Origin of the sequence: Paraburkholderia aspalathi, from assembly GCF_900116445.1 — a bacterium.
Taxonomy (GTDB): Bacteria; Pseudomonadota; Gammaproteobacteria; order Burkholderiales; family Burkholderiaceae; genus Paraburkholderia; species Paraburkholderia aspalathi.
Genome location: NZ_FPBH01000019.1, coordinates 136,918 through 150,624, shown reverse-complemented (window position 1 = coordinate 150,624; position 13,707 = coordinate 136,918). Strand labels below are relative to the sequence as shown.

The 13,707-nt window shown below is 61.8% G+C and carries 12 protein-coding genes; 6 read left to right on the top strand and 6 right to left on the bottom strand.

Annotated features, from left to right (window positions below):
* Positions 1–58: 58 nt before the first annotated feature.
* The 4 genes from BM438_RS26335 to BM438_RS26320 form a co-directional block, all read right to left on the bottom strand.
* Positions 59–946 carry an anti-sigma factor family protein gene (locus BM438_RS26335; protein WP_093640105.1) on the bottom strand — a complete coding sequence of 296 codons (888 nt, stop codon included), beginning with the start codon at positions 944–946 and terminating at the stop codon, positions 59–61.
* On the bottom strand, positions 943–1,488 hold the full coding sequence (locus BM438_RS26330) for an RNA polymerase sigma factor (RefSeq protein WP_093640102.1): 546 nt from the start codon (positions 1,486–1,488) through the stop codon (positions 943–945). Before BM438_RS26330 ends, BM438_RS26335 begins: the two co-directional genes overlap by 4 nt.
* 193 nt (positions 1,489–1,681) lie before the next feature.
* The gene (locus BM438_RS26325; protein ID WP_093640099.1) at positions 1,682–2,755 is read right to left on the bottom strand and encodes a catalase family peroxidase; all 1,074 of its coding nucleotides are present in this window, start codon (positions 2,753–2,755) and stop codon (positions 1,682–1,684) included.
* 200 nt (positions 2,756–2,955) lie between these two features.
* Positions 2,956–4,056 carry a TIGR03118 family protein gene (locus tag BM438_RS26320; RefSeq protein ID WP_093640096.1) on the bottom strand — a complete coding sequence of 367 codons (1,101 nt, stop codon included), beginning with the start codon at positions 4,054–4,056 and terminating at the stop codon, positions 2,956–2,958.
* 93 nt (positions 4,057–4,149) lie between these two features.
* On the opposite strand from BM438_RS26320, the gene BM438_RS26315 reads away from it, so the two are divergent.
* Entirely contained in the window at positions 4,150–4,827 is a 678-nt protein-coding gene (locus tag BM438_RS26315; protein ID WP_093640093.1) for a universal stress protein, read from the top strand.
* 159 nt (positions 4,828–4,986) lie between these two features.
* Positions 4,987–6,549 (top strand): class I adenylate-forming enzyme family protein, encoded by a 1,563-nt coding sequence (locus BM438_RS26310; RefSeq protein WP_093640090.1) that lies wholly within the window; start codon positions 4,987–4,989, stop codon positions 6,547–6,549.
* Here the strand turns inward: BM438_RS26310 and BM438_RS26305 are convergent.
* A complete protein-coding gene (locus BM438_RS26305; RefSeq protein ID WP_093640087.1) occupies positions 6,546–7,487 on the bottom strand; it encodes a LysR family transcriptional regulator in 942 nt (313 codons plus the stop codon). The two genes, BM438_RS26310 and BM438_RS26305, sit on opposite strands and share 4 nt — an antisense overlap.
* A gap of 113 nt (positions 7,488–7,600) precedes the next feature.
* Between BM438_RS26305 and BM438_RS26300 the strand changes: the two genes are divergently transcribed.
* Positions 7,601–8,449: an oxidoreductase gene (locus BM438_RS26300; RefSeq protein WP_093640084.1), complete on the top strand. Its 849-nt coding sequence runs from the start codon at positions 7,601–7,603 to the stop codon at positions 8,447–8,449.
* A gap of 19 nt (positions 8,450–8,468) precedes the next feature.
* On the opposite strand, the gene BM438_RS26295 is transcribed toward BM438_RS26300, so the two are convergent.
* A complete protein-coding gene (locus BM438_RS26295) occupies positions 8,469–9,311 on the bottom strand; it encodes a helix-turn-helix transcriptional regulator (RefSeq protein WP_093640082.1) in 843 nt (280 codons plus the stop codon).
* Positions 9,312–9,599: 288 nt separating this feature from the next.
* On the opposite strand from BM438_RS26295, the gene BM438_RS26290 reads away from it, so the two are divergent.
* The 3 genes from BM438_RS26290 to BM438_RS26280 are packed head-to-tail and all read left to right on the top strand — an operon-like array spanning position 9,600 to position 13,645.
* A complete protein-coding gene (locus BM438_RS26290; RefSeq protein WP_093640079.1) occupies positions 9,600–10,721 on the top strand; it encodes a polyamine ABC transporter substrate-binding protein in 1,122 nt (373 codons plus the stop codon).
* Positions 10,722–10,756: 35 nt separating this feature from the next.
* A complete protein-coding gene (locus tag BM438_RS26285) occupies positions 10,757–12,295 on the top strand; it encodes a DUF3138 family protein (protein ID WP_093640076.1) in 1,539 nt (512 codons plus the stop codon).
* A 57-nt stretch (positions 12,296–12,352) separates the two neighbouring features.
* Positions 12,353–13,645: an NAD(P)/FAD-dependent oxidoreductase gene (locus BM438_RS26280; protein WP_093640073.1), complete on the top strand. Its 1,293-nt coding sequence runs from the start codon at positions 12,353–12,355 to the stop codon at positions 13,643–13,645.
* The last annotated feature ends 62 nt before the right edge of the window (positions 13,646–13,707 follow it).

Sequence of the window (13,707 nt, the reverse complement as noted above, 5' to 3'; positions counted from 1 at the left end):
GCCTTAAGGGCTATTAACACAACACTCGTGGCTTGAGACTATTCCATCGGGCATGCCGTCACCCGGAGGTGGCGGCTGCGATCGGCGAGGCATCGCTGAAAAGCGGAGCCATGTCGAGGTTGGAGATGCGCTTGCCGAGCGCGCCGAGATCGACGTCGCCCGACTTCCCGATCAGCGCATAGCTCAACTCCGCTTGCCGCCACGTCGCGACGTCCATTGCATCGACCGTCTTCGTCGCGACCGGCTGGTCCGGTTTCGAGTCTTTCATCACGCACAGCGCAATGGGCGGGCCATTTTTTGGCAGATAGACGATCTGCACGAGTGGCTTGTTGTTGAAGCGCAGGCGTTGCACCGACTTGAAGGTCAGCCCGGCGCTTGTCAGGTCCGGAACGCGCAGGGCGAGCCGGTCGTCGCTGCGAATATCCCTGACGGCCTTTGCGGCGGCCTCCGGATCTTCCTGCGTGTACGCGACGGTATCGCGCGTGTACAGCTTCTGATAGCCGACCGCCGCCGCCACCCACGGAGACACGTCGGCGTTGGCGGTCAGCTGCGTGCCGCCGCTTGCAAGCGGGCCGAGCCGCACGAACAGGCCGCAGGCGAAAGCGCCGGCGACGCAAGCGGCGGCAAGCCAGACCGGCATGGCGCGCAGGCGCGAGCGCACGGGTTCGGAGGGCGCTTTTTCGCCGGGAGGCAGGACCGGGTCGTTCGATTCCCGGGCGCGATGCGCGCGGACCATCTCGTCGACCTTGAGCTTCAGCGAATCGGGCACCGGCGGGAGCTTCTGTTGCGCGAAGGCACCCTCGAAATCGAGCCGCGAAGCGCGCAACAGCGCGACCTTTGCCCTTGCTTCGGCGGACTCGCGCAGTTGCGCTTCGACCGCGCTGCGATCCTCGGGCGACAGGCCGCCATCCACGTAAGCGAGCAGTTGAGCGTCGTCAGCCATCATGCGATTGAATCCTTTTGTATCTTCGCGGGCCGCACTTTCGGCGTCTCGCCGCCAAGCAGTGCGCCGACCGCCTGGCGGGCGCGCGACAGGCGGCTCATGACCGTGCCGATGGGTACCTCGAGCACGTCGGCGGCTTGCTGATAGCTCAGGCCTTCCACGGCGACGAGCAGCATCACGACGCGCTGCGCTTCCGGCAAGCGTTCGACGGCCTCGATGATCTGCCCATGCATCAATTGCGTTTCAGGACCCCTGTCGACGGGGTCGGGAAGATTTTCGAGGAAGTCGTCGTCCCAATCGAAACTGGAGCGTTTGCGCACGCTGCGGGCGCGCAGCTCGTTGATCCAGGTCGAATGGACAATCGAGAACATCCAGCTCAACGGAGCCGTGTCGGGCTGCAATTGATGAGCGCGTTCGAGCCCGCGCAGGCAGGCGCGCTGCACGAGGTCTTCCGCATCATGCTGGTCCCCCGACAGGCGAAGCGCGAACGCCCACAAGCGCGGCAGCATTTCGGGAAGCATGTCTGGTAAATCTGCAGCGTTCATTGAACGAAAATCTCCCATGTTCCCCGAGACGTGTTCGAAAGCACTGCGAGCACGTCAACCTCGCACCAATATTTGGACTATCGTTCGCCACCGTTTTTTCGCCACGAAGTTCGAACAGCCTAGTTTAACTTGAGACTGAACAACGCGTGAAAGTGGTCCTTAATGCATCGACAAAGTCTCGATGCCGTCTTTTCTAGCGGCGACGCGTGCCGGCTCCCACCTCTTCGCGCGTTCGCCGTTCGAACGAAACCGAGTAGGCCGCCGAGCGCGCGGCGAGCAGCGGATCGTCTGAGGGCGCGATGCCATCGGGGAGGATCAGCGGATCGAAATTGATGTCCCGGCAGGCGCCGTCGATCTGGCTCTCGGCGCGCTCGATCACGATCGTGCCGGCGTCCACCCGTTGTAATTCGCGCTCGGATGGCCATGCGCGCGTCGCGTCGTCGACCGGGTCGCCCGGGCCTGCCGGCGTCAGCATGAGGTGCCAGGAAACGGGGCCGGCTTGCAGGCGCAGGTCAAGATCGTGCGCGAGAAAGTCGGGGTCGCGGGCCGGGTTAGTACGCTCGTTCGACGCCGCATAGGGCGTGTCTGGAACGACGCTCCAGCGGACGAAACGCGTGTTGCCATTGGCATCGACGAAACGGAACGCGTCGATGCCGAAGTAGCTTGCGTTATAGAAAGCCGAGGAAGGTGGATGGGTATCGACCCACTCGCGAAAGGCCGTCGTTTCGGGATGCTGCGAAAAAAACGCGCTCAATTTCGCGGGATCGGGCTGGCCGGTCCGCGCATCCGGGCGCAGCGCCACCAGTTGCTCGTACAGTGCCTGTGGCGTGGCGACCTGGAAAACCGGCACGGAGTTCATTGCGGTGCGCCATTGTTCTCCGTTGCGCAGCGAGAGGAGCAGCGCAAAGCTGCGCACGGACGTGTTGGCGTCGTCCTGGGCGGGATTGCCGCCCGGTGCGGAGAGGCGGCCGATCACAGGGGTGCGGCCGCGCTCGAACACGCTCGCGCGAGAGAGCGCGGCGCCGTTTCCGTTGCTGTCGAAATAGCCCCTCACGCAGACTCCCTTGGCATGATTACGGCGAAAGCCGGCATGCCTGCCCATGCTGTCCTCGAAGGCGTCGATCATCCGGGCGGGCGTCAGTGCGGGCTCGCTGCCCGGCCATTGAATCCAGTCCGCGGTCCACGCGAACGCTCCCGCGATAGCCGCAATGACGATCACGATGAGGGCGTATCGGGGAACAAGCCACGATGGCTGGGGGCGGGACATGATGCAGCGTGAAAGCGAAACTCGCCGATCCAGAAAGCTGACGAGTATAGAGCAGGGTACGTTTCGCCGCCTGGCCGCCCAATGGAATCTATTCGCCGTGAGCCGTGGATCCTGTCACCTCGTCGCGGAATAAAACGGCTTCAATGAGAAGATCGCGGCTGAGGTCGGTGGTCAGAGCGTCCGCCGCCTCCGCCTGTTCGTTATTGGCTGACGTCGATCCGACCATAGACGCCAGTCGTCGGTGTCGGGCCGGCAGCGAAGAACAAGGTATTGAGCGGCTGATTGGCAGCGTTGTTGCCGAACGAGATGCCCCAGATACCCGGCTGTTTGAATGTCGATCCGTCCGTTTGTGTCATGGCGCCGATGAACGAACCGGAATTCGGGTCGAACGCGTCGATGGTGCCATCGCCAAAATTCCCGACCAGCAGATCGTTGCTCAGTGCACCGAAATTAGCCGGCGCCACCGCAAGACCCCAGGGCGAATTCAACGAACCGCCCTGGGCAATGCGCTTCGTGAGATGCCCGGCCGTGTCGAACGAGTCGACGGCGCCGTTGCCCGGGCCGTTCACCTGCGTGTGTCCATCGGGACCGAGCTTCGCAAACGTCACATATACGGTTGTACCGACCACACGTATTCCGAAAGGGGACAAGCCGGCAGGCAGGCTGGGATCCTTGAATTGCCCATCGAGTTGGATCTTGTTGAACGACTTGTCGAACACATCGACCTTGCCGTTATGGAAGTCCGCCGCGTAGAGCAGGTTCTGACCGGCATTCGTGCCAATGGCGAGACCCTTGTAGACCGCGCCGCCAGTGCCGTCGTCGTGCGCGTTAACCGCTTGCGTCGGCAACACCTTCGGCGACCAGCCGGCGATCGTGCCCGCGTCGGTGGCCCAGAGGAAGAGCGCGTTGCTTGTGGCGCCGTTTGCGCTAATTGCAAAGTCGGTGCTGGTATTGAACACGATGCCCGTCGGACCGGCAGCTTGCCCACTTGCCGCGGGCGGGATCGTCACGACGAGCGACTGCACGACGCCGTTGCCGTCATAGAGCGTCGACTTTTTCGTATTGTTGTCGGATACCCACATGACGCCGGTTGGGTTGAAGGCGATGCCCCAGCCGTTCTTGAGATTGGCGTCTGTGTTCGGTGCGCTCACACTGCCGTCGGAAACCAGCACGGTGGCTTTGAAAGGCCCAGTGACCGGAGCCGGCGGCGTGGAATTGTCGCTGCTGCCACCGCATGCGGTGAGCGTTGCCGTGCAAGCGGCGAATGACCAGGCAATAAATGTCTTTTGACGCAGTTTCATTTTCGCGGATTCCTCTTGTATTCGGAGTGGCGCCCGCCGCAATCGTCTCTCTCCACCTGCGATGCACGCGAACGAACGATCCGGGAGCGCGCAATGGAATGGGCGTACAACCAGGGAATAGGAATTCCACAGATTGAATTGCCCGATCTCGTTGGCTCTGAATCGTCCCTCTCCGAACGTCTGGGCTTGCGTTTTTATTCCACGACGGAAAACAGTCTCTCAGGCGAGAAGAAACCTTGCGTTGTTCTGGAATACCTCATCGGTCAACGGTGTTGTGGAAAAGGCAGAACCGCCGCAACGCCCTTCATCACACGATTCGAGGACCCTATGCCTGACCACTTCAATCTGCTCGTCTACTACGACGGATCGCCGGAATCCAGATTGGCCTTACTGCGCGTGACCCGTTTGGGATGTGCGTTGACCGCTACTGTTCATGTCCTCTCTGTGGTGGATATTGGCTCGGCTGTCGGCTGCAGTGTTGGATACCTGTCGGACATGGCGTGTTCGCAAATGGAAGGCGCGGCGAAGCAGGTTCTGGAGGAAGCGCTGGACCATCTAAGAGAGAGCGGAACGGTTGCGCGCGGATATGTTGTAGCGGGTAACGTGGTCGATAGCATGGCCAGGTACGCAGGCTTGCTCAACGCGGACCTGCTTGTGCTGGGTCACCGCAATCCGCGCGGACTGGCAAGGTGGTGGAGCCAGCCATCCAACCACACGGAGCTTGTGAAACGCGCCGCAGGGCGTGCTGTTATTACAGTGCCGTTAGATTAGATGATGGCGCTACGGATAGATACGCTGTTGTGATTGGTGGGGGGGATGGTGCGGGAAAGGTAATTGGCCGCAGCGCAGCTGCCGGAATAATTTGCCAGCGTTACCTGTTGTCAGGATAGGCCTGTCGTCGACAGCCAATCGACCTTTAGAGAACGCGCCATGTCTTGTCCCGGAACACGCCCCAAATCAATAAGTACGCCGCAACTCGTTACGTTGTACGAACTTCTGATCGAATCTGCCACAGCGCGCCCTCACGCCATCGCGCTGATCGCTGGCGATGATGCATGGACCTACGATCGTCTGACGCGGTACGTCAGAAGACTTTCGCAAGGTCTGCTCATTCAGGGTGTGAAACCGGGCGATCGAGTCGCACTGCACCTGACGAACAGACCTGAAACCGTCGCCGCGTTTTACGCGTGCATGTTGACAGGCGTGATTGCTGTACCGCTGAACACCCGGCTCACACGCGCGGAACTCGAGCCGCAACTGCGACGGCTTCAGGTTTCGCTGTACCTGGGCCAGATTGAACTATACGGCGCGATCGCCGGCATGGATGCTTCGATTCTCGATGCGGACAAGTGCTTTCTCGTTGACGGCTCGTCGCTGGATACACGCGCCAGAGCATGGAGCGAGTTGATCGAACACCATGCAGACGAGGTGCCGCTCGCACCAGTGCGCTTGGATGAACCTGCGCTTCTGCTGTCAACGTCCGGCACGACGGGCGAACCGAAGTTCGTCACGCATACGCCGCGGACGATGTGCGCGATGACGCAAGCATGCCAGGACATCGCGCTAAAGCCGTACGAGGTCGCGTTGATTGCCACGCCCATGATGCACGGGGCGGGGCTGTTCACTACGCTGGCGACGCTTGCCACTAACGGCACCTGCGTCCTGATGGATCGATTCGAGCCTGCGGCCGCGCTTGACCTGATAGAACAGCAGCGCTGCACGATGCTGATGTGGCTGCCGTTCATGTATTCGGAAGCGATGGCCCAGCAGGTTGCGCGGCCACGCAACGTCGCGTCACTGGGCACCTGTCTCGTCGGAGGCGACACGACGCCGCCGAGTTTGCAGGAGGCGTTTTTGCGCGTGTTCGGCGTCAGGATGCGCAACTTCCTTGGGATGAGCGAAAGCGCGGGCACGTTCACTTATGGATTCGATACCGGGCCGGTGTGCCGCGCGGTCGATATGGACCGGGTTCGCCTCGTCGATGAAGAAGGCAACACCGTCAGACGCGGCGAAGCGGGCGAGTTGTTGCTGCGCGGTCCGAACGTGTTCATCGGCTATTGGCTCGGCCCGGGGCGCATCGACGATGCGCGCAAGGACGGCTGGTGGGCTACCGGCGATGTGATGCGCCAGGATGAGGCCGGCGATTTCTGGTACGTCGCCAGAAAGAAAAACCTGATCATTCGCGGCGGGTCGAACATCTCGCCGACCGAAATCGAACACGCCCTTACTGTCCATCGCGGCGTGAGCGAGGCAGCGATTATCGGCGTGCCGGATGCCGTCCTCGGTCAACGCGTGATCGGTTTCGTCAAACTGACCGAAGCCGCGACTCAGGTCGAGGACGTGTTGCACGATCTGTCCACCAGAGTGGCGCGCTACAAGATGCCGGAGCGGCTCATCGTAGTTGATCAGTTGCCGCGTAATTCGTTAGGCAAAGTGGATCGGGCGAGGCTAAGAGCAATCGGCGAGCGTCTGGACGATTCGCGCGCGGCCTAAGCGGATGTCGCCTGCTGACCATGCCGTGTCTCTGAGTAACGCAAGTGCTTTAACAACGCCGCCAACACAGGAGAAACCTGCTTGCGCGATGGGTAGTAGAGGAAGAATCCGGGGAAGGGAGGGCACCAGTCCTCCAACACCCGGACCAGACGCCCAGTCCCGATATGGACCGCTGCTTCGTGCTCCAACACGTACGCTACGCCAAGACCATCTATCGCCGCCTCGAGCATCAGATCCGGCTCATTGAATGTCAGCGGTCCCGACAGCGCTACCTTCAATTTCCGGCCGCCGTTTTCAAACTCCCATGAATAGAGGCTGCCTGCCGTTTCCATCCGGTAGTTGATGCATCGGTGATGCTGAAGATCGTCCGGCGTACTGGGAGCAGAGTGTCGCGACAAATATTCCGGTGAGGCGACCGCAGCCATCCTGAGGGCCGGCCCGACCGGCAGAGCCACCATATCCTGTTCGAGTTTCTCGCCCAGCCGGATGCCGGCGTCGAAACACCCGGCAACAAGATCCCTGAACGCATAGTCGATGATGACCTCGACGGTCGCTTCCGGATAGGTCGTGCAGAAGTCGGCTAGCACCGGACGGATCACGGCCTCATACCCTTGCCGAGTGGCGGTGACTCGGAGTGTGCCTGAAATGCGATCGCGGATTCGACTGAGGTCTCCCAAGGCGCCGTCGATCGCACCGAGAGCAGGTTCGAGCGTCAGTAGGAGCGTTTGCCCCTCAGCGGTGGGTGCAACGCTGCGGCTGGTTCGTCGAAGGAGTGGGTAGCCGAGGCGGTCTTCAAGTCGCTTGATCGTATAGCTCAGCATTGAATTGGACACGTTCAGTTCAGCGGCCGCACGGGAAAAGCTGCGCAGCCGCGCGACGACGGCGAAGGCCGAGAGGTCATCCAGGACCCCATGCGAGATCGTTTTATCTGCTTGCATGACTCATGCGAATTATCCGTGATGATTGAATGAATCGTCGCATCTATCCTTTCTGGAGGTCAAGACATCGTGCGCCAGGCGGTGTCGATAATCTGAAATGAAGCGGAGGAAGGATGATTAACGATAATTCCGTATGGCTGATTACCGGTAGCTCTTCCGGTCTGGGTCGGGCGCTGGCCGAAAAGGTGCTTGAACACGGCTATCGTGCTGTTGTTACTGCTCGCAGGCCCGCTGCCGTACGCGACCTTGTCGAGCATTACGGCGACCGGGCGATGGCTGTCGGCCTCGATGTAACCCAGTCCGCACAGGTCAGCGCTTCGGTGAAAGCGGCGCATGAGAGGTTCGGGCGGATCGACGTACTCGTGAACAATGCGGGCTATGGCTATATTGGAGCCATAGAAGAGGGCGAGGATGCCGAGATTCGCGCGCAGTTCGATACCAATGTCCATGGTGTCATTGCCTTGATGCAGGCTGTGCTACCGGGGATGCGTCACCGTGGCAAAGGTCATATTGTCAACGTGAGCTCGATCGGTGGGCTCACCACTTTTCCGAACGTCGGCTACTACCATGCGAGCAAGTACGCGCTTGAGGGCCTTTCGGAGACCCTCGCGAAAGAGATGGCGCCGTTCGGCATCGGCGTGACGGTGGTCGAGCCCGGCGCGTTCAGGACTGATTTTCGCGGCCGTTCGATGCGGCAATCCAGAATTCGCATTCCCGAGTTTGCCGGGACATTGGGCAAGCAACGTGACGCGCTGCTCGACTCGCATGGAAAGCAACACAATGATCCGGCGAAAGGCGCGCTCGCAATCATTGAAGCATTAAAGGCGGAGCGGCCACCCTTGCATCTGCTGCTGGGCGCCGACGCGCTTGACCTTGCGCACAAACAGCTTGCTGCCCTGCGCAAGGATTTTGATGCGTGGGAGACGCTCTCACGAAGTACTGCGTTTGACGAGGCGGGGTAGGGTCCTATGGAGGCCTCCATTACGCCCCATCGCTGCCATACCGCAGTGGTGCGTTCTTCAGCACGAGCGCCATCAACTGCCGCCGCGAGTCGACACCTAGCTTCGCAAACGCCCGCTTCGCATAGGTCTCGACGGTCGAAGGCTTCAGTCCCATCGATTGCGCGATCGCCGGTGTCGTCATTCCCTGAATAAACGACGAGCACACGTGCGTTTCGCGCGACGTCAGTTTGCCGTGCAAATGCGGTAGCCACTGCGCGAGCAGATTGTTATCCGACGTATCCGGGCGGCCGTCGTCGGGCGAGATCGCGCCGATCAGCCGCTTGTGCACCGCCGCGAGCGGCAGCACGACGTGCGCGAACTGCTTCAGCAGGCTCAACTCCTTCAGCGAAAACGACGGCAGGCGCCGTGAGCGCGCCATCGATATCGAGTATCGCGTGCCGTTCGTCACGCCGAAGACCACGCATTCATCGTGGATGTTGCCGATGTCGAAGAACAGATGCCGGAGCTCGCTCGCCACTTTCTGCGCGGAGATCTGGATCACCTGCACATCGCGCTTGTCGCCGATTCCCTCATAGGTCGCGTCCTCGCTCGCATAGCTGCGGTAGTAGTCCCGCATCACCTGTTCGACGAGCTCACGATCGCGACCGAAGCTCCCGATCCAGCCGACGCTGCGCTGGCCGGACGGCGACACACGCTCGTAGTCCAGATGCACCGCGTCGAAGTCGACGAAGCGCACGAGACTGTCATACACGACCTCAATGAACTGCGGAGCGCCGACGGCCTGCGCGATGTCGCCCAAGGTCTCGGTCACGAACGCGACTTGACTGAGCTGGAGATCCGGGGAAGAGGGCGCGGCGTTCATCACTTCTGTTCTCGATTAATTCTGGGTAGCGTTACTCGTATCACGACAAATTCCCGGTGCCTACACGGGAATGCACCCAAACCACTGTTATCGATGATGACGCTTGTCCTTTGTTCCCGGGACAGACGACCCGTATGGCGATCTTTACAGTGCTCTACAAGCTGAAACGAAGGAGACCCGGCGTTCAGTCCCAACGTCGACGATCGCCTCGCGAGGCATTGACGAGTTTGCTTGCCGGCGGCATCCGCATGGATCGGAGCGGCCGACTCACACTATCTGGAGATTCCTATGCGTGCCCGTTTCCGTCGCTGTCCGGTCATCAGGATCGTGTTCGCCGCCTCAGCCAGCCTCGCGTTCGCGGCTAGCCAGTCCGCGCTGGCCGGCGACACCAATCTGAACGTTTACAACTGGTCCGAGTACATCGCGAAGGACACGGTGCCGAACTTCGAGAAGCAGAGCGGCATCAAGGTGCGCTACGACAGTTATGACAGCGACGACACGCTGCAGACCAAGCTGCTCACCGGCAGTTCCGGCTACGACATCGTCGTGCCGACGTCGAACTACCTCGCGCGGCAGATCCAGGCGGGCGTCTACCAGAAGCTCGACAAATCGAAGATCCCGAACCTCGTGAACCTCGACCCGGCGCTGATGAAAATGATGGCGAAGGCCGATCCGGGCAACCAGTACGGCGTGCCGTGGGCGTGGGGCACGACAGGGGTTGGCTACAACGTTGAGGCCGTCAGGAAGCGGCTTGGCGACAATGCACCGACCGACAGCTGGGCGTTGCTGTTCGATCCGGCGAATGTGTCGAAGCTGAAGGGCTGTGGCGTGTCGCTGCTCGACGCGCCTGATGCGGCATTCGCAGCGGTGCTCCAGTACATGGGCCGGGATCCGGAGAGCAAGAACCCGGCGGACTATCAGGCGGCCTACGAGTTGCTGAAGACGATTCGTCCGTACATCACGCAATTCAATTCAGTGGGCTACGCGGACGATCTCGCGAATGGCGACGTGTGCGTGGTGCTCGGCTGGTCCGGCGACGTCAGCCTCGCGGGGCGGCGTTCGGCGGAGGCGAAACACGCATATCAGATCCGCTACGTGAATCCGAAGGAAGGCGGCCTGCTGTGGTTCGATGCGATGGCGATTCCGAAGGATGCGCCGAATCCCGAGGCGGCGTTGAAGTGGATCAACTACATCGAGGACCCGAAGACCAACGCGGCAATCACGAACGAGATTGCCTACCCGAGCGCGAACAAGGCCGCGCGCCCGTTCGTGAAGCCGGAGATCTCCCAGGATCCGGACGTCTACCTGTCTGACAGCGTGCTCGCCAGAATGTCGCTCGCGATGCCGATAAGCGCGGAGCTCACGCGGCTACAGAACCGTTTGTGGTTGCGCTTGAAATCAGGCGGTTAAGGATTCCAAATCAAATAACAACAGGGAGACGTTTCATGAGGAAGAGGTTAATCAGCGTGCTGGTGGCCGGGGTGCTGCCGGGGCTGGCCGCAGCGAGTCCGACCGGCGATCAGATCAAGGCGCTACAGCAGCAACTCGCCGCGCTGCAGCAGGAGGTAAAGGGGCTGCAGTCGCAGCTTGCCGCGAAGCCCGTGTCCAAGCCGGCGCCGGCGAATGCGGCCGCTGCAGATCCGTCGTCGGCGGACTACGGCCAGGCGCCAGCGGTGCTGACTAACGACGACCTTGCCGAGTTGAAGCAGCAGACCGCGAACCAGCAGCTGAAAGTCGACGCGCTGACCGACGCCGCTCAGACCGGCCCGATTGCGGGACTGTCGGTGACCGGCTACATCGATCCCACCTATCTGTATAACCGTGCGGCGAGCTCGTCGTCGTTCCAGTTTGCGAACCACGAAAACGCGTACCAGTACTACAACAGCACGTTCGGCGATCTGTACCTCGACATCAAGAAGATGTTCGGCGTCGGTCCGATGGCGCCCTCCGTCGAGGTGACCCTGGCGCCGAACCGTGGCGCCGGCATGTATCTGATGAACGAACACGGCGACAGCGGGCTCAACATTCTGAACACGGCGATCGCGACGGTGCCGTTGACGCCGACGACGTCCGTCGTCGCCGGCCTGATGCCGGGGCTGAGCGGCTACGAGATGCAGCAGTCGAACCAGATGCTGACGCTCACGCACAACCTGCTGTATGACTTCTCGGATCCGGGTAGCTCGATCGGCGCTGGCGTTAACTACACCGGCGACCAGTGGGCATGGAAGTTCCTGCTCGGCAATGAGCAGTTCCGCACCGCCGGCTCGGTGACGCAGACCGGCACAAACGCGTTTGGGGATCCGATCACGACGAGCAACCGCATGCCGACGTTCAGCGCGCGGGTCGACTATTTCCGTGGCAGTCAGCTCGACGTCGGCGGCTCGTTCGCCATCGGCCGGCAGACGCTGCCGAGCGCGATCGACCCGTCGACAGGCTCGGTCAGCTACGGCTGGGGTGGCGTGGCGCCAAATGGCTACGGCACGTTCTTCTTCACGGAAGCCGATATGACATATGCGCTGGCCGACGTCCAGTACAACGCCGAAATCGACTACGGCCAGCAGCAGAATGCCGCGTGGAACGGCGGCCAGGCGCAGTGGTACGGACTGTCACTGCTCGCGCACCGGAAGTTCAGGCTGCCGGTGGTGGGACGGATGGGCGTGACGGCCCGCTACGACCTTCTGGTCGACAGCAAGAACGGCGGCGGGGGCGGTGGGATCGCCCTCAACGGCAACGGGATGGATCCGTATAACGGCTTCGGCATCGACGTGAATTGCCTCGCGGCATCGAGCAATCACGGCTTCGAATGCAAGGGCGCGACGCACCAGGATGTGGCGCTCGACCTGCTGTTCTATCCGACCCAACAGATCACGGTGAAGGTCGAATACCGGCACGATTGGGCAAATCGTCAGGTGTTCCTGCGCAATGACGGTACGTATGCGAAGTCGAACGACCTGCTTGCCGCGCAATTCCTCTACTCTTTCTGATGCGATGCCGGCACTCGCCCGAGGAAACAGGGGCGCCGCCGACCGCGAGGCTTTGTCATGCTCAAGTTTGAAAATCAGGCACACGTCCCATCGTATTACGCGGCTACCGCGAACGACCGGACGTGTCATCAACCGCTCGATGCATCGGTGTCTGCCGACGTCTGCGTGATCGGCGGTGGACTCACCGGCCTTTCCACCGCGCTCAATCTCGCCGAACGCGGCTACTCGGTCGTGCTGCTCGAGGCGTCGAAGATCGGCTGGGGTGCGAGCGGACGCAACGGCGGCCAGCTTATCGCGGGGTATTCGTGTGACATCGATACGTTCTCGTCCTGCATGCCGGAAGAGGACGTGCGGCGTATCTGGGCGATGGGGCTCGAGTCGGTGGAGCTCGTCAAGGAGCGGGTCGCGAAGCATCGGATCGATTGCGACCTGACGTTGGGCTATCTAACCGCGGCAAACAAGCCGCGCCATGTCGACGCGCTGCGCGCCTGGCGGGAAGCCGCCGAGTCGCGCTTCGGCTATCAGGGGTACCGGTATGTCGAGCGTGACGAGATGCGCCAGGTCGTCGCTTCGGATCGCTACCTGGGTGGGCTCCACTATGACGGCAGCGGTCATCTGCATCCGCTCAACTACACGCTCGGTCTGGCGCGCGCGGCACGCGACGCCGGGGTGTCGATCCACGAGGACACGAGCGCGCAGGCAATCGGCAAGACCGCGCAAGGCCATCGCGTGACGAGCGCGCGCGGACAGCTGGACGCGCGCTACGTCGTGCTCGCGGGTAACGCCTACCTTGGCCGTCTCGCGCCGGCGCTTGCGCGCAAGATCATGCCGGTGGCGACCTACCTGATTGCGACCGAGCCGCTCGGTGAGGCGAGGGCGAGTGACACGATGCCAACGGACGCGGCGATCAGCGACTGCAACGCGGCGCTCGACTATTTCCGCTTGACGAAGGATCGCCGCATGCTGTGGGGCGGCAAGGCGAGTAGCTCGACGCGTACGCCGCGCGAGCTCGCCGCGGCCATGCGGCGGGATATGTTGAAGACGTTTCCGCAACTTGCCGACGCAAAGATCGACTACGCGTGGGGCGGCTTCGTCGACGCGACGATGAATCGCGCGCCACATTTCGGCCGACTCGAGCCGACCGTGTATTTCGCGCAGGGGTTCTCCGGGCACGGCGTGAACGTCACGGGGCTCGCGGGACGGCTCATCGCGGAAGCGATCGATGCGCAGGCCGCCCGCTTCGACCTGTTCGGCAAGATCCGGCACCGCGACTTTCCGGGCGGACGGCTGCTGCGCTCGCCGATGCTGATGCTCGCGATGACCTGGCACCGGATGATGGACGCGTTTTGAGCCGCGTTGGCCTAACGCGCGTCCGGCCGCGCGACAACTCACCTGAATCGAACATTGCACAC